General features: G+C 35.4%; 23 protein-coding genes and 1 pseudogene. 11 read left to right on the forward strand and 13 right to left on the reverse strand.

Annotation, left to right across the window (positions count from 1 at the left end; translation table 11 throughout):
• The 4 genes from ACGH46_RS08535 to ACGH46_RS08550 form a co-directional block, all read right to left on the reverse strand.
• Positions 1 to 1052 (reverse strand): hypothetical protein (locus ACGH46_RS08535; protein ID WP_411605279.1); only part of this gene is annotated, 1052 nt, incomplete at its 3' end.
• Positions 1053 to 1293: 241 nt separating this feature from the next.
• On the reverse strand, positions 1294 to 1839 hold the full coding sequence (locus ACGH46_RS08540) for a hypothetical protein (protein ID WP_411605281.1): 546 nt from the start codon (positions 1837 to 1839) through the stop codon (positions 1294 to 1296).
• 365 nt (positions 1840 to 2204) lie between these two features.
• A complete protein-coding gene (gene mltC / locus ACGH46_RS08545; protein ID WP_411605283.1) occupies positions 2205 to 3275 on the reverse strand; it encodes a membrane-bound lytic murein transglycosylase MltC in 1071 nt (356 codons plus the stop codon).
• Positions 3276 to 3283: 8 nt separating this feature from the next.
• Positions 3284 to 3553 carry an oxidative damage protection protein gene (locus tag ACGH46_RS08550; protein WP_065559651.1) on the reverse strand — a complete coding sequence of 90 codons (270 nt, stop codon included), beginning with the start codon at positions 3551 to 3553 and terminating at the stop codon, positions 3284 to 3286.
• Positions 3554 to 3761: 208 nt separating this feature from the next.
• Here ACGH46_RS08550 and ACGH46_RS08555 point away from each other — a divergent pair, with 208 nt between their 5' ends.
• The 3 genes from ACGH46_RS08555 (at position 3762) to ACGH46_RS08565 (ending at position 6652) form a co-directional block, all read left to right on the forward strand.
• Positions 3762 to 4973, forward strand: coding sequence for an aspartate aminotransferase family protein (locus tag ACGH46_RS08555; RefSeq protein ID WP_411605285.1), 1212 nt, complete (start codon positions 3762 to 3764; stop codon positions 4971 to 4973).
• A gap of 68 nt (positions 4974 to 5041) precedes the next feature.
• The gene (gene yihA / locus ACGH46_RS08560) at positions 5042 to 5653 is read left to right on the forward strand and encodes a ribosome biogenesis GTP-binding protein YihA/YsxC (protein WP_065559653.1); all 612 of its coding nucleotides are present in this window, start codon (positions 5042 to 5044) and stop codon (positions 5651 to 5653) included.
• Between the two features lie 12 nt (positions 5654 to 5665).
• Positions 5666 to 6652 carry a serine/threonine protein kinase gene (locus ACGH46_RS08565; RefSeq protein WP_411605287.1) on the forward strand — a complete coding sequence of 329 codons (987 nt, stop codon included), beginning with the start codon at positions 5666 to 5668 and terminating at the stop codon, positions 6650 to 6652.
• 24 nt (positions 6653 to 6676) lie between these two features.
• Here the strand turns inward: ACGH46_RS08565 and ACGH46_RS08570 are convergent, their stop codons facing one another.
• The gene (locus ACGH46_RS08570; RefSeq protein ID WP_267351934.1) at positions 6677 to 6976 is read right to left on the reverse strand and encodes a GIY-YIG nuclease family protein; all 300 of its coding nucleotides are present in this window, start codon (positions 6974 to 6976) and stop codon (positions 6677 to 6679) included.
• A gap of 188 nt (positions 6977 to 7164) precedes the next feature.
• On the opposite strand from ACGH46_RS08570, the gene ACGH46_RS08575 reads away from it, so the two are divergent.
• From ACGH46_RS08575 to rpmE, 7 genes are all read left to right on the forward strand, one after another.
• Positions 7165 to 7869: a lipopolysaccharide core heptose(II) kinase RfaY gene (locus tag ACGH46_RS08575; RefSeq protein WP_411605289.1), complete on the forward strand. Its 705-nt coding sequence runs from the start codon at positions 7165 to 7167 to the stop codon at positions 7867 to 7869.
• Between the two features lie 182 nt (positions 7870 to 8051).
• Positions 8052 to 8636: a hypothetical protein gene (locus ACGH46_RS08580; protein WP_411605291.1), complete on the forward strand. Its 585-nt coding sequence runs from the start codon at positions 8052 to 8054 to the stop codon at positions 8634 to 8636.
• A gap of 730 nt (positions 8637 to 9366) precedes the next feature.
• A complete protein-coding gene (locus ACGH46_RS08585; RefSeq protein WP_267351938.1) occupies positions 9367 to 9828 on the forward strand; it encodes a DUF721 domain-containing protein in 462 nt (153 codons plus the stop codon).
• 61 nt (positions 9829 to 9889) lie between these two features.
• On the forward strand, positions 9890 to 10291 hold the full coding sequence (locus ACGH46_RS08590) for a ZapG family protein (RefSeq protein ID WP_065559659.1): 402 nt from the start codon (positions 9890 to 9892) through the stop codon (positions 10289 to 10291).
• A gap of 72 nt (positions 10292 to 10363) precedes the next feature.
• The gene (locus ACGH46_RS08595; protein WP_324101220.1) at positions 10364 to 11737 is read left to right on the forward strand and encodes a Do family serine endopeptidase; all 1374 of its coding nucleotides are present in this window, start codon (positions 10364 to 10366) and stop codon (positions 11735 to 11737) included.
• A gap of 112 nt (positions 11738 to 11849) precedes the next feature.
• The gene (degS, locus tag ACGH46_RS08600; RefSeq protein ID WP_267351941.1) at positions 11850 to 12902 is read left to right on the forward strand and encodes an outer membrane-stress sensor serine endopeptidase DegS; all 1053 of its coding nucleotides are present in this window, start codon (positions 11850 to 11852) and stop codon (positions 12900 to 12902) included.
• A 143-nt stretch (positions 12903 to 13045) separates the two neighbouring features.
• On the forward strand, positions 13046 to 13261 hold the full coding sequence (gene rpmE / locus ACGH46_RS08605) for a 50S ribosomal protein L31 (RefSeq protein ID WP_065559662.1): 216 nt from the start codon (positions 13046 to 13048) through the stop codon (positions 13259 to 13261).
• Between the two features lie 106 nt (positions 13262 to 13367).
• On the opposite strand, the gene metJ is transcribed toward rpmE, so the two are convergent.
• Positions 13368 to 13685 carry a met regulon transcriptional regulator MetJ gene (gene metJ, locus ACGH46_RS08610; protein WP_065559663.1) on the reverse strand — a complete coding sequence of 106 codons (318 nt, stop codon included), beginning with the start codon at positions 13683 to 13685 and terminating at the stop codon, positions 13368 to 13370.
• A gap of 174 nt (positions 13686 to 13859) precedes the next feature.
• On the opposite strand from metJ, the gene metB reads away from it, so the two are divergent.
• Positions 13860 to 15044 (forward strand): cystathionine gamma-synthase, encoded by a 1185-nt coding sequence (gene metB / locus ACGH46_RS08615; RefSeq protein ID WP_411605293.1) that lies wholly within the window; start codon positions 13860 to 13862, stop codon positions 15042 to 15044.
• A 107-nt stretch (positions 15045 to 15151) separates the two neighbouring features.
• On the opposite strand, the gene citX is transcribed toward metB, so the two are convergent.
• The 7 genes and pseudogenes from citX to ACGH46_RS08650 form a co-directional block, all read right to left on the reverse strand.
• A complete protein-coding gene (gene citX, locus ACGH46_RS08620) occupies positions 15152 to 15688 on the reverse strand; it encodes a citrate lyase holo-[acyl-carrier protein] synthase (RefSeq protein WP_267360548.1) in 537 nt (178 codons plus the stop codon).
• Positions 15689 to 15758: 70 nt separating this feature from the next.
• The gene (gene citF, locus ACGH46_RS08625) at positions 15759 to 17288 is read right to left on the reverse strand and encodes a citrate lyase subunit alpha (protein ID WP_267379073.1); all 1530 of its coding nucleotides are present in this window, start codon (positions 17286 to 17288) and stop codon (positions 15759 to 15761) included.
• 12 nt (positions 17289 to 17300) lie between these two features.
• Positions 17301 to 18188 (reverse strand): citrate (pro-3S)-lyase subunit beta, encoded by an 888-nt coding sequence (gene citE / locus ACGH46_RS08630; RefSeq protein WP_065559667.1) that lies wholly within the window; start codon positions 18186 to 18188, stop codon positions 17301 to 17303.
• Positions 18185 to 18475: a citrate lyase acyl carrier protein gene (citD, locus tag ACGH46_RS08635; protein WP_065559668.1), complete on the reverse strand. Its 291-nt coding sequence runs from the start codon at positions 18473 to 18475 to the stop codon at positions 18185 to 18187. Before citD ends, citE begins: the two co-directional genes overlap by 4 nt.
• Positions 18476 to 19531, reverse strand: a complete 1056-nt coding sequence (citC, locus tag ACGH46_RS08640; protein ID WP_411605295.1) for a [citrate (pro-3S)-lyase] ligase — start codon at positions 19529 to 19531, stop codon at positions 18476 to 18478. It lies immediately after the preceding gene.
• Positions 19532 to 19539: 8 nt separating this feature from the next.
• Entirely contained in the window at positions 19540 to 20382 is an 843-nt protein-coding gene (locus tag ACGH46_RS08645) for a fumarylacetoacetate hydrolase family protein (protein ID WP_267360551.1), read from the reverse strand.
• Positions 20383 to 20476: 94 nt separating this feature from the next.
• A pseudogene (locus ACGH46_RS08650) lies at positions 20477 to 21769 on the reverse strand (2-hydroxycarboxylate transporter family protein); the annotation flags it as partial.
• Positions 21770 to 21830: the final 61 nt, after the last annotated feature.

Here is a 21830-nt window from a genome sequence, read left to right on the forward strand (position 1 = left end):
GCATTTTTCAGCCGGGTTTCCGTTGTGTCTAAATGGGCGGTAATGCGATAATCACCTTTGTTCGCTTTTAAGTAAAAAGCAACCCGTCCATCCCAGCTCCCTTTGCCGCTGTAGTGATGACTGTCTGCCTCTTCCAGTATGGATTGTCCGTCGCCACTGACATTGTTTTGCGCATACGTCACATCCACTATGCCCACATAGAAAAGGTCATCTTCCTGCTCCACCACCAGCTTTTCCTGCTGTGTGTAGGTCTGACCCTGCTCATCCTGCCAGCTTAAATCAAACTGATAATCACCCGGGGATAAAATTATCTCGCGCATGGCTCGACCATTGTCGTCCACCACTAAGCGCTCACCATTGAGCATCACTGCTTTTTTATCTTCCAGTCCCGCCATTTGAATGACCACTTTACGGTCTTGCGCACTGGTGACGATGCCCTGATGGTTTATTCGGCTTTCACCAAAGCCCGGTATGGTGCTGTCTGATTTTAATTGGCCAAATAATAAATTCGACGAGGTAGATTGGAGGTTAGATTTGCTATAGGAAATAAAATCACTGTCGGTTTGTGCACTGCCATAACCTAATGTCTTAAAAAATGTCGCATAAACATTGTCTTTCAAACCGTCATAACTGGTGGTGGTTAAAATCGCTTTATACTCGCTATCAATCGATAATGGCTCACCATTATCCGTATCGCCATTCCATAATACCGCTTCATAAGGGCTGATATCACTAAAACGGAAAGTCTTTAAGGGATATTGGTTATCTAAATCAGATTGTCGGTAAATGGTGATTTGGTATTCCGCAATTTTGGTTGGATAGTTGGTATAAACATAAAGCCCCATTGGTGTTGTAAATAATCCTTGTGAAGTTAACTTCACTTTAGGATTATAGATACTTAAATTAAGCTTTTCTTTTGCATTAAACTCATCCCGGATAATGTTCAATTTGGGCACGTTATCCGTACCGGCATAAACACCATTTGAGCCGAGTAAAAAAGCAACACTTATCCCCAAACAAAGCGGATGTCGGGTCCAGTTATGTTTTTTCATCTAATTTATTTCCTTTCTTTTAATAGCTATTATTTTTATTTATTGTTAGTTCAGTTAAATGTCTTTTATTAACATCTATACCGATTATCGTTTTAAGTTAACATTTAATTAATAATTAATGATTTAAATAACATTTTAGTTTGAGACTTTTTGAGCTGACATAACATATTGATCGAATAAAACGATCAATAAATAATAAATATTTGTCTTAAACTATCAAGATATCATCAAGTTAATATCTTTATGTGTATTTTTTATACGCTCTATCTTTTCGTTGAAATAAATTAGTTAGCAAATTGCTATCTTGCACAACACATTGACCTAAAATCTGAAAGGATGCCGCATTAACATTGTTTTTGAAAAGTCCGTATTGAGCAGCCGAGATTACACTGTATTTATTGTCTATTGATAATAGTTCTTTTATAACAGTAACAGTCTTTTCAAATAGCGCTGTAACAAAATGGCTATGACTGAAAAACAATGTTTCTAATTGACAGTGATTATCTAAATTAGGTTGCTGATATATCTCATTGTGAGATCCGACATTTTTAATCGGATAATTTGTATCTTTATAAAATCCCAAAGAAGCAAGAAATAACTTTTGTAAGGAGAGTCCAGAATGGTAGATGCCTGAGTTCAATTTTTCTGTTGTATTTAATTCATCATCAATAGATCTAAGCATGATTAAATTAGTCATTGTTTTAGCGAAAGCAAAAATTGATCCAAGCAAAATCAACAAACCTATTACCAGATCAGAAAAAATACGGAACCGTTTACATTTATTCATGAATTAGCATTTCCTTTCATTTTATTGCAACTCTGTTATTAAATTTAGGTTGATGACCTTAAACGATATAAAGAAAAGATAAAATTTACTAAAAATTTAATGGCTAAAACTTTACTATTATTTTCACTTATTCTAAGTTTAGGTTGAAACCGCATCAACTCCTTATTTGCTAAGAGTTGTAAGCGGTTAAACAGCAAATAAAACAGATTATTATCAATTTCAATTACCTTCACGGTAAGCTTTTTTTAAGAAGTGAAATTTAAAATTAACAAATCGGGATTAATTAAATAACTATTGTTTCTTTAATAAAGACCATCATAATATAAATAAATCAATATAATATGATGGCACGACTATTTTATATCCTACCTATTGTCTAATATACTACTGACTTTGATAAGATAGTTGCGAGACTCTTGTGAAACATGGGAAGTAACCAATTTTCGATATACTTGCTGTGGGGTCATAGAATTGATAATGTTAATCGCTTCGTTACGATCACTAGAGAAGGTACGAAGTACACTACCTGCACCACCATTATAAGATGTTATCATTGCGTATCTCAAAGAAATAGGATTATTAATCCCAGCTAGATATTTTGTTTTTAATAGTGATAAATAAGCGGTACCCATATCAACATTATTTTTAGGATCGAGTAAAAATTGCCTGCTAGGTTCCCCTGATTTTCCCCTTAATGAAAAAATATCGCGTCCAGCAGTATGTTGTTGAACTTGCATTAATCCAAGTGCATCACTACGACTCACAGCATAGGGGTTAAATGCCGATTCAACTTCCATAATCGCTAAAATTAATCGTTCATCTATAAGGTAACGATTTGATGCTTCAATCACTAACGGTAAAAATTTTCTGGCGCGCTGATTGATATGATTAGGAACAAGTTTAATTTCAACATAAGTAATTTGATGAGAACCCGATGTGCGAACTTGCATATTATAAGCAAGAACATAGTCAGCAAAGTTATTGGCTCTACCACTCCAACGAATAGGTTGCATTTCTTGGTCAAGCACCTGATTATACAAAAAAGGCTCTTGTGACTGATCCTGCCCCATTTTACCATGCCGAATAATATCATCTGGTTCTGGCATTAGTAGCGTTGAAACAATAGCATCTTTTAAACTGATTATGGGCATATCAGACAATGTTTCTATCGTAATCACCCCAGAAACAAAGTTAATGTGAACTCGCGTTTCTAAATTATCCTCATATTGAACATAATCTTTAGGTCCCGCAATAAGCACCTCTTTGGGCCCCCATATTTGTTCAATATTATTAGCATATTGGCTGATTAAAATATTAAATGCATTGGTATCTTTAACATAATAATCTTCATTATCGAAATTTGCATTTTTACTAGGACAACCCGCTAAAAAACTTGCAGTAACAAATAATGTAATAATTTTTATGTTATTTTTCATGTGATTTCTCAATTTTGTGGTTTATAGCCATCAATAATGATATCTTCACCATCAAATAAAAATTTAACCATTTCATCTTCAATTTTTTTTCGATGTTCAGGATTCATCATATTGAGTTTATTTTCGTTGATTAACATGGTTTGTTTTTTAAGCCATTCTTGCCAAGCTAGTTTTGAAATTTCGTTATATATACGCTTGCCAAGCTCTCCCGGATATAGCTGAAAATCCAAACCTTCCGATTCTTCTTGTAAATAATGGCAAAATATAATGCGGCTCATATTAATCTTTTTCCAAATACAATTAAAAATAGTGTCCAATTATAACTGAAAACAATTATGTAAAAGAAGAAAATTATTCGGTCGCTATCATACGCAAAACTTTCAAACTGAATTTTAATTCAAATTAAATGAATAATTATTTACTTTACTAAACCTCTATTTGGCATAAAATAGATTGCAACATGTCAATATAGGTAAGGATGTAACAATGCAACATAACGTTTCTCGAGAATTGTTTGATAAAGTCATTTTACCCGTTTATTCACCCGCACAATTTATCCCCGTTAGAGGTGAAGGTAGCCGGATTTGGGATCAAAATGGCGTAGAGTACATCGATTTTGCTGGTGGCATTGCAGTCAACGCTTTAGGGCATTGCCACCCAAGATTAATCAAAGCATTACAAGAACAAAGTCAAAAATTGTGGCATGTCAGCAATGTGTTTACTAATGAACCGGCATTAATGCTTGCTCAAAAACTGATTGACCATACTTTTGCTGATCGCGTATTTTTTGCCAATTCAGGGGCGGAAGCCAATGAAGCAGCGTTCAAACTTGCTCGCTATTATGCCACAAAAAAGTTTCATCCTTATAAAACTAAAATTATTTCTTTTTACCAATCTTTTCATGGACGCACTTTTTTCACGGTTTCTGTTGGGGGTCAAGCAAAATATTCCGATGGATTTGGCCCTAAGCCAGCTGATATCGTTCATGTTCCGTTTAATGATCTTAATGCTGTTAAAGCGGTCATGGATGATCATACTTGTGCGGTCGTCCTTGAACCGGTACAAGGGGAAGGCGGCTTAGCATCGGCTACACCTGAATTTTTGAATGGTGTTAGGTTGCTTTGTGATGAATATAATGCCTTGCTAATATTTGATGAAGTTCAATGTGGCATGGGACGAACAGGCAGTTTATACACCTATCAACAATACAATGTGATACCGGATATTTTAACCTCCGCTAAAGCATTGGGTGGCGGATTCCCGATTAGTGCAATGTTAACCACCGATCAAGTATCCTCTGTGATGCATGTTGGTGTACATGGTACCACTTATGGTGGTAATCCTCTTGCTTGTGCAGTAGGCTGTGAAGCGTTTGATATTATCAATTCACCAGACGTGCTTTCAGGGATCGAAAAGCGTCGAGCAATATTTATTGCTAAACTAGAAGAAATTAATGACAAATTCAATGTGTTTAGAGAATATCGAGGAAAAGGGTTACTTATTGGCGCTGAATTACAACCTGAGTTTCATGACAAAGCTCGCGATTTTTTGAACGTCGCAACAGAATATAAAGTAATGATTTTAAATGCCGGTTCAAATGTATTACGTTTTACACCTTCACTGATTATATCAGAAGATGAAATCCAAGAAGGGATGAACCGATTTGCAAAAGCCGTTGAAAAAGTTGTCAATGCTTAAGTTTTTCTATACAGTAACAGCATTTTAATCGATTAAATGCTGTCTACGCATTTATAGGATACTTATTTATGTACGATATTCGACCATTAAATTATGCAAAAACTAAATTTATATTAAGTGCACCAGATATTTCACATTTGCCCTTTGACGGTGGTGTAGAAGTCGCATTTGCCGGTCGCTCAAATGCAGGAAAATCGAGTGCGCTTAATACGCTGACTAACCAAAAAGGGTTGGCCAGAACCAGTAAAACACCGGGGCGGACTCAGCTTATTAATCTTTTTGAAGTCGAGCCTAATTGTCGGTTGGTTGACTTGCCAGGATATGGTTATGCGCAAGTGCCAGAAACAATCAAGCGAAAATGGCAGAAGTCATTAGGGGAATACCTACAAAAACGTGAAAGCCTTAAAGGTTTAGTGATATTAATGGATATAAGACATCCTTTAAAAGATTTAGATCAACAGATGATTGAATGGGCGGTATCGGTGAACATTCCCGTCATGTTGTTATTGACCAAAGCAGATAAGCTGGCGTCTGGAGCGCTCAAAAAACAAGTTAATATGGTCAAAGAAGCCATCTTACCTTTTCAAGGTGATATTACAGTATCCCCTTTCTCATCACCAAAACGTATTGGTCTTGAACCATTAAAATGGCAATTAAACGAATGGTTTAACCAACAATAAAAGAGAAAATTAATGAATCATCCTGCTTTTTCATTCCAGGCGCTATCCCCGGAATTTATTCTTGATTGTTTATTGTCTATCGGGATACGTGTTGATTCGGGTTTAATAGCATTAAATAGCTATGAAAATCGTGTCTACCAATTTATGGATGAAGAGCGAATACGTTATGTTGCTAAGTTTTACCGTCCACATCGCTGGAATCGAGAGCAAATTCTTGAGGAGCATCAATTTACCCAAGCATTATTTGATGCTGAAATCCCTGTTGTTACGCCTATAATAGTCAATAACAACACTCTGCATGAATATCAAGGTTATTTGTTCTCGCTTTTTCCAAGTATAGGCGGCAGACAATACGAATCTGATAACATTGAACAAATGGAGTCAGTCTCACTGTTATTAGGACGAATGCATCAAATTGGCGCTCAAAAAAACTTTATACACCGACCGACAATCGGTCTTGAAGAGTACCTTTATCAGCCTCAAGAGGTACTTTTATCTTGTCAGTTTATTCCTAAAAATATTCATTCAGCGCTTAGAACAAACCTGACACACCTAATTAAAGCCGTTGAACAACATTGGCATAATGATTGGCAATGCATCCGTTTACATGGTGATTGTCATATTGGTAATATATTATGGCGAGACCAAGCCATACTTGTCGATTTTGATGATGCACGTAATGGCCCTGCAATTCAAGATTTATGGATGTTACTGAATGGTAATCGGCAAGAACAACGTCTACAACTTGATGCTTTAATAGAAATGTATCAAGAGTTTAACGATTTTGATAGTCAACAAATTAAATTAATTGAGCCATTAAGAGCAATGAGAATGGTTCATTATCTGGCTTGGATTATTACACGTTGGCAAGACCCGGCTTTTACTGCTGCTTTTCCTTGGATCACAGATGTTGATTTTTGGTATCAACAACTCAAGGAATTTGAACAGCAAACTAAAGCAATTTACTCACCACCTTTAGCATTGATGTCGGCATTTTGAATTATAAACTCATCTAAAAATAAATTAGTTAGCAATGAATCTTGCCAATAATTCCGTTAAGTTAGGCGATTGTGCAATAAGTTTTTCTTTATGAGTCTTAGAAAGTTGTTTGATACGATACTCAAGCTTTAAAGCTGTGGATTTATCCCCAACATAAACTTGATAGACAAGCGTAAGATCTTGATGACCTTTCAAATATTTAGCTCCTTGACCAGTTTGATGTTGATGTAAACGTCGACTTATATCTGTAGTAATACCGGTATAGAATGTTTGATTAGCCGTTTTAATAATATAGAGAAACCAAACTGATGACTTATTTAGCATAGTAATCAATAGCAGTTAACGTATTTATCAATAATTTTCAATTATAAGAAAACATTTTAATCAGCGCAAAATTTTGATGATTATAATTAGGTTATGTAAACGTTATAATTATCATCGTTTCATTTACTTTAAGATAGATAGTGTTTAAGATAAACCAATTGTGTTGTTGTATGTTGGAGCCAAGTAATTTGAATAACTTTGCAAATATAATTGAAACTGAACGTGGTGATATGAAGTTCGCTTACGTCCAAAATGATAAAATTGACTATCTTGAACTGTTTGATGACTTTCTGGCAGAGGAAGGTCACCATGAATTACTGGATCCTAGTGATCGTATTGAAAGATATACTTATTTAATTAATCATAACCAAAGCAAATTTATTTTTAAAATTGATGGTGGCGTTGAAAATCGTTTGGAACGTCGACTGATTGCCAAAATAACCGGTGATTTTTATTTCAATTTAATCCACAAATTAGCTAAAATTTCGCAGGATAAATGCGACATAGCTTATGAGCTTTATTTAGTCGCATTCGATAAAAAAACTAAACGCCACTATATGATTTTTAATTTTATCGAAGGTCGTTCATTAACAAGGGACGAAATGAAATTACATGGCGAACAAGTCAAAAATTGTATCGAAAAACTTCATCATTATAATTTAGTCTCTAACGATGTGCATGGCGGTAATTTCATTTTAACGCCAGATGGCAAAATTAAAGCCATCGACTTAACAAATTCAGGGTTTATTTGGCTAACCAAAGCTAACGATGCCATAGAACTGCAAGAACGATTTAATATTAAGATTAAAGTTCCGGCTATGGCTATGGCAATTAAAAAATTCACCCATGGATTTAAACGATTATCACGAAAAATTCGTGGTAAAAAGGTTTAATATTATCTTAATGATGTGAGGTAATTATTTACCTCACTCGCATAACGTCTAAAATTGTTATTGATTTCCACATTTTTAACATTGGTTCTTTTCATTCAATTTTAAATATCAATTTATGGTTAATGTTTATCGATATGAGTAAACTAATCAATAAACCATTTAACACCTATGAGGAGCTAGCCATGAAAGCGTTTATAATTTTATTCACTCTTGTTGCTGTGCTAACGGGCTGTACATCGCCCAAAATGGCGTCGATTTATCAAACCCAAGGCGTCGAAATATCACAAAACGCATCGGGCGATGATATTCTCAATAAATATAGCAAAACAATACCAACCCAAAATCTTCATTCTTCCTTGTCGCTGTGTACTGCACAAGAACTCAATAATGGACCAGTTGTGCTAACAAATGAAAGTTATTTTGGATCACCTTGGTGGTATTCATACAACATCCCTAATCAACAATCGATCACAATAAATGGGGGGCAAACGATTAAGCTAGTTGAAGGAAATCATGTTGTTGCCAATGCCATAACCGACTATCATTATAACGCTAAATATTTTGTCAGTTATACTTTAACGGCTACTCACCATCAAAACAATATTCATTATCTATTTAGCAACATTAAACAGGCTCAACAATATACGGGTTCGACAGTAAATGATGGTTTTGAAAACGTTAAAACTTTACAACGATCACATCCTGACTTAGTTATCGATGCACTAAATAAAGAAATCAATAAAATTCAATCATGTTTATTAAAATAATAACACGTTTTATTTGAATTAAATTTTTCTAAACTTATTAAGTATTAAACCAAAATCACCGTATTTAATATTTTAGTGTCATTGAACAGAAATCATTAATATACGGTTTGAAATACAGGTTTTAGATCAGGACATAATTTAAAGCGAATATTTTAACAAACACAATTAAGATGCAAAAAACCAAAACAGTGACATAATACGATAACCCAATCGCTTCATACTATTTATACTTTTTCTGTTTAATTAAATTTTTTTAAGTTTTGTTATTAATTTTTATAATCGGCAATGATAATCTTATTTAAATTACAATCCACGTCATTTATTTACAATTTTCAACAATTTTTTATGTTTTAATTTGAAATATATCAAATTAAATTAGTGACATAAGTAATCTGTATCAATTATTTCTTTTAGTCATTTACTGCTTGGATATCTTTGTTAAAATAATAGTTATAAATGATGATTTCCTTTTTTATAAAACGATAATTATGCTATTACTTGAAATAAACGTTTTTAAACGGTGCTATTCCTTTAAAGTATCGACTTCAAAAACAAGTTGTTTATTTTCAGTATGCTAGATTAACAATTTGAAAAAGATTTTTTAACTATCTGTAAATGTTTTTTTTTAGTAAGATATTTTTTATTAGATGCGCTAAATTATTTTAGTCATATATTGCGTATGTTTTTTAAACAGAGCAAAAGATCATAATGGAGAGCATGAGGTTAGCCTATGCGTGATAATGAACCACAAATACTTTCGTCAATTTTGACGCAAGATTCTTCTTTATTGCATATTCAAGAAAGAATATATGCGTTAAAAAAATTAGCTAATGTTGTATTTGATCTACTGCCTCCTCCGTTAAATGTTCAATGTCGGGTATCTAATTTTAGGCAAGGTATTCTCATTCTTGAAGTCAGTTCAGCGAGTTGGCTTACTCGGCTAAAATATGAACAAAGCAATTTATTAACCGGTATTCGCAAAAACCTATTGCCATCTTTAGCATCAATTCAATATCGTATTAATCCTGATATTGCTGCACCTTCATCCCAAAGGGTTAATCATTCGTCAAATGATGCTACAATGAACAGTACCATGACACAAATTAGTGCAACTTATTTATATGCATTAGCAGAAAATGCACCAAATAAACTAAAAAAACAATTGATTAAACTTGCTAACCATGCAAAATGATAACTAGCAAGTTTATATTAATTTTATATAATCAGACTATATAAAGTACAAGGAGTAATTTATGGAAAAAGACATCATCATTTATATTTTAATTGGATTAGTGATAGGCTTGATTGTTGGCGCTATTTTAATGAATGTGGTTAGTCCTAAAGCTCGTCAATATGCAAATACCAAACGAGAGCTTGATAAAGCACAAGAAGAGTTGAAAACTCAAAAACAAATGATTGCTCAACATTTTTCCCACAGTGCTGAAATCTTAGATAATATGGCTAAAGAGTTTAGACGTCTTTATCAACATATGGCAGAAAATTCGCAACAGATTATTGGTAGCGAAAATATGCCTAATCTTAGTCTTGATGAAAATAATTCTGACAGTAGCCCAAAATTAGTTTTAGAAAAGCAACCTAAAGATTATTCTGATAATCCTTCAAATTTATTTAAAACGGATGATCAACGGTCTTAATACGAATTCACTAGTAAACGCTAGTACAAGTTTCTATTATTTTTAAATTATTCGAAAAGCGAGAGTTGTAAAATGAACAATTCAGTAAAAAAACAAAAAAAACTATTAAGTGTTATTGCTTTAAGTATAAGTATAAGTTTATCGATGTTTTCAAATGCTTATGCTGCTTTTCCATCGATACCTACCGATAATAATACTGAAAAACCGAGTTTGGCTCCAATGCTAGAAACAGTATTACCGTCTGTTGTTAGCATTAAAGTTGAAGGTGTTGCTCAGATGCAAAATAACATGCCAGAGGAATTTAGACGTTTCTTTGGTTATCCTGACAGTCAATCGAGAGCGTTTACTGGTCAAGGTTCTGGTGTCATTATTGATGCTGAAAAAGGCTACGTAGTAACCAATAATCATGTTATTGAAAATGCAGATAAAATCATTATTTCTTTAAATGATGGTCATGAGTATCAAGCCAAATTAATTGGTAAAGATCAACAAAGTGATATTGCATTACTGCAAATTCAAGATGGTAAAAAATTAACCGCACTGAAACTCGCTGATTCGGATAAATTACGTGTTGGTGATTATGTTGTGGCAATTGGTAATCCTTTTGGAATTGGTCAAACGGTTACTTCGGGTATTATTTCCGCGCTTGCTCGTAGTGGACTTAGTATGAATGGTTTTGAGAATTTTATTCAAACAGATGCGTCAATTAATCGAGGCAATTCTGGTGGAGCCTTGGTCAATTTAAATGGTGAATTAGTTGGAATTAATACCGCCATTATTGCACCTAGTGGTGGAAATGTAGGTATCGGTTTTGCGATTCCAAGTAATATGGTGAAAAATTTAACTTCGCAATTAATTGAATTTGGCGAAGTCAAACGGGGTGTATTAGGTATAAAAGGGAATGAATTAACTTCTGATATTGCAAAGGCGTTTGATCTCGAAATTCAAAAAGGCGCATTTGTTAGTGAAGTTATCGATGACTCGGCCGCAAAGGAAGCGGGTATTAAATCTGGCGATGTGATTGTGTCAATGGATGGAAAACCCGTTGATAGTTTTGCCGAATTACGAGCTAAAATTGCTACCGCTGGTGTTGGACGAACTGTTGAATTAGGTTTAATTCGTGACGGTAAAAATCTAACCGTTAGTGTAAAATTAAAAAATAGCGACGAATCGACGACTGAAGCAAAATCTTTACACGCTTCCCTTGACGGCGCTATATTAACTAATGGTGAAATTAAAGGACAAAAAGGTGTAATTATTGAGAGCATTGCTAAAAATTCACCTGCATCAAGTTTAAGCCTGCAAGAAGGCGACCTTATCACGGGTGTAAATAAAACACGTGTCAACAATATTGCGGATCTTCGTAAAATTATTGACAGCAAACCATCTGCAATTGCGCTAAATATTGTTCGGGGTGATAGCCGTTTATATTTAATTTTACGCTAATTCCTGAATAAATTTTTTTTCGTCGATGCTTTTGTATCGACGAAAATCATTAATTTCAACATCTAGTCAGATGTGCTAAAATCTTCTTATCACCCTTTACAATCAAATCATTATGCTTAAGAAAATTTTATGGCCTATATTGATTGGTACTGTTTTAGCGATAGTGCTATTGATTATATTTCCGACCTTGCGCAATGGAACACAATCAAACTTTTCAAGATCAATCTTTGATAACGAACCCATAAGTTATTCTGATGCTGTCAAAATTGCTGCACCAGCGGTTGTGAATATCTACAGCCGTTCAGTGAATGCAATGTCTCAACAATCGACAGATAACCCAATTACACCACTAGGTTCTGGGGTAATTATGAGTAAGCAGGGTTACATTATTACCAATTATCATGTTGTTGATGGTGCAGAACAAATTATCGTTGCTTTACAAGACGGACGAATTTTTGAAGCGCTAACTGTTGGTTCTGATAAACTGGTTGATATTGCAGTTCTTAAAATTGAAGCTACCAATATACCAACAATTCACATCAATCCTAACCGAGAACCAAAGATTGGAGACGTTGTTTTAGCTATTGGTAATCCATATAATATTGGGCAAACCATTACGCAAGGTATTATCAGTGCAACAGGACGTGATGGTTTAAGTCCTTATCGTCGACAAAACTTTATTCAAACTGATGCATCAATTAATCATGGTAATTCTGGAGGGGCACTAGTCAATACTAAAGGTGAATTAGTTGGAATTAACACCCTAACCTTTGCTAAAAATTTAGGAAATGAAGTACCCGAAGGTATCGGTTTTGCCATTCCAACGGCCTTAGCGGTAAAGATAATGAATAAATTGATTCAAGACGGCAAAATAATTCGCGGTTATATTGGTATTGATGGATTAGAATTTACGCCTACTCGAAATCCAAGCGATATGCCGGTTGTTTTAGGTATTTTGGTTACTAATGCCGAAGGTCCCTCTTTACAAGCCGGAGTACAAACAGATGATATTTTAATTATGGTTGATAACAAGCCTGTAAAATCCATTATTCAAACAATGGATCAAATAGCCGAGTTGAAACCAGGCACAACCGTCCCCATAGTAGTATTGCGAAACGGTGAAAAGGTTGAGTTACAAGTAACTATTGGTCAGTTACCTGTTTAAACAAGGCTTTTATTGCTTGATTACCAGCAGTTTAAAGCGTATAATTCGCAACCTTAATCATGTTTTTTAACACTCGTATGGTGTATAGACTTTGCTTTCACAGCCGTTTATATAGCGATACGAACCAACTCTAGAGGCTTATTATGAAAGAAGGTATTCACCCAGAATATAAAGCAATTACAGCAACGTGTTCTTGCGGTAATGTTATCAAAACTCATTCAACTATTGGTCATGATATTCATCTTGACGTATGTGGTGAGTGTCACCCATTCTATACTGGTAAACAACGTGATGTTGCAACTGGTGGACGTGTAGATAAATTCAAACAACGTTTTTCAATGGTTGGCGGTAAAAAATAGTTTTTGTTGTAACGATTTTTTCGTTATTATCATAAAAAAAGGCGCTTTATGCGCCTTTTTTATATCCCATCTCTAATGATACTGAACGATGATAACCATTTAATTTTTATTCATCAATCAGATCAGGATCAATACCTAAATCCCTCATCATTTTTTGAGCTTGCTGTGGAATACCATCTTCTCGATCCTTTTGTAAGTCTTCATCACATGGTAAAGGCTGCCCTGTATAAGCATGCAAAAAAGCTTCACAAAGAAGTTCACTATTGGTTGCATGACGCAAATTATTCACTTGTCGACGAGTACGTTCATCAGTCAATATCTTTAAGACTTTTAACGGAATTGAAACAGTAATTTTTTTTACTTGCTCACTTTTTTTACCGTGCTCAGCATAAGGGCTGATATAGTCGCCATTCCATTTCATCATTTTTCCACCAAATTACATCACAAATAATGTGGATAATTTTAACGTTTTTTTTGTTTTACTGCAATCTACACACCAAGATACTTAGACGTCTAGACATGTTGACGTCTTTATTAATTGTGTTATTCTTATACAACTGATATCTAAGAATAAATCAAGAGGTTTAGGAAGGTTATTATGGCTAATCAATCTAACAATCAAAGCCAATGTGCTAATTTAAATCAAGGGACGATTGCTGTCCGGGGTGGTCTAAATACCGATGATCAATACGGTAGTGTCGTTCCAGTGATTACACCTTCAACATGTTACCGCTATGAAGAGTTTGCAAAACCCAGAGAATTTGATTATGGTCGAAAATCAAATCCTAGCCGACGATTAGTTGAACAAACTGTCGCAAAATTGGAAGGTGGAGCGGATGCTATATTAACGAATTGTGGAATGTCAGCCATTCATTTAGTTAGCGTTGCATTATTATCCCCTAATGATTTAGTGGTTGCGCCTCATGATTGCTATGGTGGCAGTTATCGGTTATTTAACAGCTTAAGTGAACGAGGTCATTTTAAAGCAAAATTTGTTGATCAGTCCGATCCTGTTGCATTGAAAGAAGCGTTAAATCTCCGTCCTAAATTAGTCTTAATTGAATCACCAAGTAATCCTCTTTTGCGTGTTGTCGATATTCAAGCGATCACTCAACAAGCGCATGAAGTGGGTGCAATTGTATTAGTGGACAATACTTTTATGACACCTATTCTACAAAAGCCATTAGAACTTGGAGCCGATATTGTCACCCATTCTTGTACCAAATTTTTAAATGGCCATTCCGATTTATTGGCTGGTATTCTGGTCTTCAAAGATCAAAAATTAGCAACAGATGTCTTATGGTGGGCAAACAACATTGGAACGTTAACATCATCGTTTGATAGCTACTTATTATTGCGTGGATTACGTACTTTAGCTGCTCGTGTTAAACTACAACAAGACAATGCTAAACAGGTAGTTGAGTTTTTAGTGAATCATCCTAAAATTGCTAAAGTTTTCCATCCATCTTTACCGTCTAATCTTGGTCACGATATTGCTAAAAAACAGCAAAAAGGATTTGGCTCTCTTTTAAGTTTTGAATTGGTCGGCAATGCTGATGTTATGCCTAAATTTTTAAAAGCGCTGAATATATTTACCTTGGCACAATCATTAGGTGGAGTTGAAAGCTTAGTCTGTCACCCTGCAACGATGACCCATTCAGGAATTAGTGCCGAAGCTCGTAAGACGGCTGGCATTTCCGATCAACTATTACGCATTTCAGTTGGATTAGAAGATATCGATGATTTAATCGGTGATTTAAAACAAGCATTAGCGGCTATTTAGCTTTAATTATTCAATTAAATTATGGGTTGATGATTTCCACTATTATAATCTTTTTCATCAATCCTTTTAAGATTTAATTAATTGATTTTGATAATGAATTTTAAATCTTATTTGCCGTAATGGATAATTTTATTTTGAATTGCGGTAAATATCTCATCAAGTGAGTGTCGTTTGGCTCGTCCGCAAATTTTTGCTACTTCATCACACACTAGACATTGCCTTGGACGTTGTTCAAATTGAGCTCGAGAAAGGCTCTGTTGGGTAGTGGGATCAATAACATCAATATCCCATAATCGTCCTAAAGGATGATTATCTTCAATATCAATACAAAATTGTTTTAACTTTTTTGTTTGACAAGCTACCGAAATAATCGCTTCAAACCCTGTGATTTGATGATAATGCTGTTCATTCACGATAGTGATATTGTTTGTACTGAAACAGTGATGTAATGCTTGGATCGCTTGATTAAATAGATAGTGTGCTCCACTACTATTTTTAATAGCTCCCGGAATAACCAAACAAAGTGAGATGATTGGTTGTTGATAGTGTGTGATTGCAAAAAGTTGATTGGCAACTCGTTTTTCTTTCGCAAGTAACATCTGTTCAAGCGTGATTGGTGTACCATCATCAAATTTTACTATCATTGTGGTCTTGTCTGCTATTTAGATAAAAGAAGGCAATAGCATGTCATCATGTCATGCTATTGCAAGTTAGTTAGTCTTTAACTTCGCGTACTACATCAATCACCGAACCATCTCGATAATGAACAATACCAACAATTTTATCCTTAAATTCAATTGGTTTTGGTTCACCAGTCAATGACACCGCACGTTGGTAAAGCTCTTCAATGCTCATTACCGGTAAGTTTGCTGCTTTTAAACGTTCAGCGATTTCTGGACGATTAGGGTTAACAGCAATACCATGGTCAGTTACAAGCACATCAACGCTCTCACCTGGTGTTACAACAGTTGTCACTTTCTTAATCACAGTTGGAATACGGCTACGAATTAATGGCGCAACAATAATGGTTAAGTTTGCACCGGCCGCGGTATCACAGTGACCACCAGACGCACCCCGCATAACACCATCCGATCCTGTTAATACATTAACGTTATAATCAAGATCGATTTCTAATGCACTAAGGATAACAATATCTAACTCATCCACACTCGCCCCTTTCGATGCAGGGTTTGCATAGACATTGGTTGAAACTTCGATATGGTCTCGGTTTTTACCTAAAGATTGTCCTGCGGTACCATCAAAACTTTGCGTATCAAGTAAACGTTTAACTAACCCTTTTTCATGTAAATCAACAATACTTGCTGTAATACCACCTAATGCAAATGAGGCAGTAATATTTTTAGCTCGCATACGATTTTCTAAGAATCGGGTGGCTGCCGTTGAAGACGCACCTGAACCGGTTTGAATTGAGAAACCGTCTTTAAAATAGCCAGAATACTCAATGACATCCGCAGCATAGCGAGCAATCATTAGCTCTCGTGGATTGCTGGTAATTCGCGCTGCACCGACACTGATTTTAGTCGGGTCACCAACTTCATCGACTTTAACAATATAATCGACTTGATCCTGACGAATACTTGCCGGATGATTTGGATAACCAACGATATCTTCAGTCAACAAGACTACTTTTTTCGCAAATTGCGCATCAACCATCGCATAACCCAATGCACCACATTGAGATTTACCCGATACACCATTGGCATTACCTTGCTCATCCGCTGTTGAAACAGCTAAAAATGCGATATCAATGTTAATTTCACCACTTTGAATAAGTTTTACTCGTCCACCGTGAGAGTGAATATGAACAGGATTATCCATTAATCCATGTGAAATAGCATCAGCCAATTTACCTCGTAAACCAGAGGTATAAATTTTGGTAATCACACCTGCTTCAATATGTGGAATCAAGGCAGAGTTACAACTTAACAATGAGCTTGATGCTAACGTTAAGTTTTTAATACCAAGTCTGCTGATCGTTTCAACAACTTTGTTAATGACCTTATCACCTTCACGAAAAGCATGGTGGAAAGAGATCGTCATTCCATCACGTAATTCACATTTATGAATTGCTTGTTCGATAGAATCACATAATTTACGTGTGTATTTTGACTCATCTTTTAAATAAGGCGTTGTTGCATTAGCATCAACAAACGGTGCAATATTTTTTAGATCGGGATGCTGTTTTAGCAAATCATCAATTTTTTTGTCTATAGAAGTCGTCATTTTTTAATCCTATCAAATTTCTTTACGTACACCAGAATATTTGGCTAGCTCAATAATTTTTTGAGCACGTGCAATAATCGGTGCATCAATCATTTTGCCATTTAATGAAACCACACCAAGCCCTTTTCTTTCACCTTCTTCAGCAGCTTCAACCACTTTTTGTGCGTTTTCAACTTCTGCAGCTGTTGGCGCATAAGCATTATGTAGTAATTCAATTTGTCTTGGATTAATCAGTGATTTACCGTTATAACCTAATTTTTTGATTAAGCTAACTTCTTTCAAGAAGCCTTCATCATCATTAACGTTAGAATAAACCACGTCAAATGCATCAATACCCGCCACTCGCGCTGCATGTAAAACAGCACAACGTGCATAAAATAGTTCGGTACCGTCTCCACGCTCAGTTTGCATATCAACTAAATAATCGAACGCAGCTAACGCTATACCAATTAAACGTGGTGAAGATTTTGCGATTGAAACAGCATTTACTACACCTAACGCAGATTCAATAGCTGCCATTAATTTAGTACTACCAACCTCACGACCACACTCTTTTTCAATTCGTTCAACATGAGCTTCAAGTTCATGGATATCTTCAGCACTATTTGTCATCGGTAGACGTACAACGTCAACACCTGCTCTCACAACAGCTTCAAGATCTTTTAAGCCAAATGGAGTATTGAGCGCATTGATTCGAACAACAGTTTCAATTCCATGTTCTTTATAAACCGGAAGACGTAATGTTTGTGCAACCAATAAACGAGCAGAATCTTTTTCTTTTAATGATACTGCATCTTCAAGATCGAACATGATTGAATCAGGCTTATAGACAAACGAAGTGGATAACATCGCTGCATTCGCACCCGGCAGAAATAACATACTTCGACGCAATTTTTTCATAGTAATTTACTCCAATCTAAGTTCTCTTCTTCTGCGCCACGCAATACTGCACATTGTACTCGAGCTTTAATCGCACAATCTAAAGCGCCTTTATCATCAATAATAATTAAACCGTCAGTCACATTAAGACTTGTTAAGGTTTGCTCAACAACGGCGCGTATTTGATCGCCAAATTGCTTATTAACATCACTATTAATAACAATTTCAATTCCTGTATTAGGAGTGACTTTCACTAACAAATCGCTTGATTCGAGAGTGCCAGCCATGGCTTCTTTCTTGATTTTCATTTAGTTACCTTTTGAACGAATTAAATTTTTGACTGAATCTAAATTAGCCTCTAGATAGTTCCATGTTGTTTCAGGAACTAATCGTTTTACCTCTTCATATTGCTCATCAGCCAGTAATTTTCTAACCAACGAAGCGGATATGATATCTTCCCCGTCAAGAATACGTTGAATTTCAACTAACGTCACAACCGGGAAAGGACTAACGTCTTTATCCTGTAACCAATAACGCATTGAAGTATTATAAGCATTAGTTATTTGACTGTAGGGCTCGGTTCCAACAAAACGATAGGTAATATTCAGTGCTGGGGCAATATAATTACGGAAAATTAATAAATCGATCCCCATGTAAGCGTAATCAATTTTATCATTATCCTTTAAAAAATAAGTAGGAAATGTTGCTCTAGATATAATATAGGCTGAACTTGCATGTACCGTGACATTTTTTAAGTGTTTCGATCCCTCTTTCACCAGTTGTAAACGTACATCAAATGGGAACAGTGAAACATTTTCATTGACGACAAAAACATGAAGCCAATCACATTGACTGGCAGCATACTGCAAAAGATGTTGGTGACCTTTTGTAAATGGATTAGCATTCATCACTACACTGCCAATCTTGTTCCCTTCTTTACGGTGTTCACTTAAATATTTACAGTATTGCTTAATTCCAACGGGGGTATTTTCCATTAATACGACAAGATTATTTACCTCGACGATAGGATAAAATCCACACCCTTTGAAAAAGTCGATATTTTCAGGTTTAGTATATAAAAAGAGATGAAAATGCCCCTGCTCATTAGCATATTTGATAACATTATCCAACAAAGTCAAATTAAGCTGATTTCCACGATAATCCGGGTCAATTGCAACACATTTAATAATATTGTCATCAATGCCTGCACAAGCTACCATTTTACCGTCCATGTAAGCAACGATAAATATATGGACTTGAGGGTCTAAGTTTAGATCCGATAGCGTTAACAAACGAATAATTTGTTCTCGTTCAGTTAATGATTTTGAGATATCTACCACTGAAAAATCGACTAAACTATACATAATATCACCTATTTTTCTGCTACCACATAGTTCGTTAAACGACCAATTCCAGAGATTTCAACTTCAATTTTATCGCCATCTTTCATAAATACTGGAGGATTGCGTTTTTTACCTACACCACCCGGTGAACCAGTAAGAATAACATCGCCAGGAGATAAACGGGTAAAAGTACTGATATAAGAAATAAGTTCAGGAACAGTATGAACTAAGTTTTTGACATAATCGTGTTGCATTTCCTGACCGTTTAAATAGGTCGTTAAAGATAATACGGTAGGATCAGGAATCTCATCAGTCGTGGTTAAACAAGGGCCAAATGCACCTGTACTTGGCCAGTTTTTACCTGCCGTAAACCAAGTATATTGCCAATCGCGGATTGAACCATCCATATAACAGCTGTAACCTGCTACATGTGATAATGCATCTTCTTGCTTAATACGAAAACCACCTTTACCAATGATAATGGCAAGTTCACCTTCATAATCTAGTTCATTCGTAATAGCTGGTTTGAGAATATTTGTTTTATGCCCTGTTTGTGAATCAGGGAAACGAACAAATAATGTTGGTGCCGAACTGGTTTCATTAAATTCTGCTCTTTTTTCAGCATAATTCATGCCAACACATAAAATTTTATTTGGATTCGGTATAACCGGTAAATAAGTGATATCTTGCTCATTAATGTCACTTGGAGCATTAACATAGGTTTTCGCTAGCGACAAGCCTTCTTCATCAGCAAGTAATGATTTCAAATCAGCATATTTGTCACCAAATTTTTGTTTTAAATCAACAATACCATGATTAGTGAGAAGACCAAAACTTGCTCTACCAGAGACAAGATAACTGACAAGCTTCATGAGTACTCCTTAAAAGCTGTTTGTATTAATTATTACTATAAAATAAAAACAAACAACCCTAGTCTAGGCTAAGGTTGTTGTTAAAAAAATTTAACTATACTAAGAAATTGCCGAGAATAAGTAACGATACCGATACATTAATCGCACCACCAATACGGGTTGCAATTTGTGCAAATGGCATTAACTCCATTCGTTCCGCTGCGGTTAATATTGCAACGTCACCTGTTCCGCCTTGACCACTTTGACAACATGAAATAACAGCCGCATCTACTGGATACATACCTAATTTTTTCGCTACAAAGAAGCCTGTTGTTACTAAGCTAACCACGGTACAAACAATAACTGCTAAGTTAGTTAACGTAAATGCAGAAACAATTTTATCCCATGGAGTGATTGCCACACCTACCGCAAATAAAATTGGATAAGTGACAGACGTTTGGAAGAATTTGTAAACGACTTGTGAACCACTCAATACTTTTGGTGAAACACCTGATATTAATTTAACAAATACAGCTGCAAATAACATTCCTACTGGCGCTGGAATACCTGTCACTTTATGACCAATCATACCAACCATATAAAGGATAGCGGCTAATAATACACCTGAAGCAAATGTTGTCACATCGATAACAGAATCTGCTTTAGCTGCTTTTTTATCTGTAATTTCGTCTTCTTCTGACGCTGGTAATAATCGTCCATTACCTGTTAAATGTGGATAAGCTTTACCAATACGGTTAAGGACACCACCACAAATAATACCCGTTAATCCACCTAACATAACGATCGGTAATACACGACCTAGGGCTTCACCTTGTTCCATACCTAAAATTGCAGCATAGCCAATTGAAAGTGGAATTGCACCTTCACCAACACCACCAGCCATGATAGGTAATACCAAGAAGAAGAATGTTTCAAACGGTGTTAAACCTAGTAGATAACCGACACCGACACCAACAAGCATCCCGACAATCTCACCACATACCATCGGTCCAAAGATTTTTAAGAAACCTTGAATAAGTGTTTTCTTATCCATGTTCATAATACTACCAACGATGATACAACAAATGTATAAATAAAGAATATGCGTATCTTTATAGAACTTAGTTGTTGCTTCAACAACTGGCGTAGGAAGAATTCCATAATAAACTAAAGCAGATGGAATGAAGGTTGCACAGATTGCTGCTGCACCCATTTTACCAACGATCGGTAAACGTTTACCAATTTCACCACACAAAAAGCCAAAAAATGCACAAGTGACAACCATAACAACGATTTCACTCGGTAACTTACCTGTTACTAACACTTCGGTGAAAATAAGAATACCAGCAATAATAAATAATGGAAGTGGAATTACACCAATTTTATAATTGTCCATGAGTCGCCACCAATTATAAGGCCACCCTTTTAAATTTTGCTCAACGGGCTTACTCGTTGATTCTTTTTGATTA

The organism is Gilliamella sp. CG22 (assembly GCF_046635725.1).
Lineage (GTDB): Bacteria > Pseudomonadota > Gammaproteobacteria > Enterobacterales > Orbaceae > Gilliamella > Gilliamella apicola_I.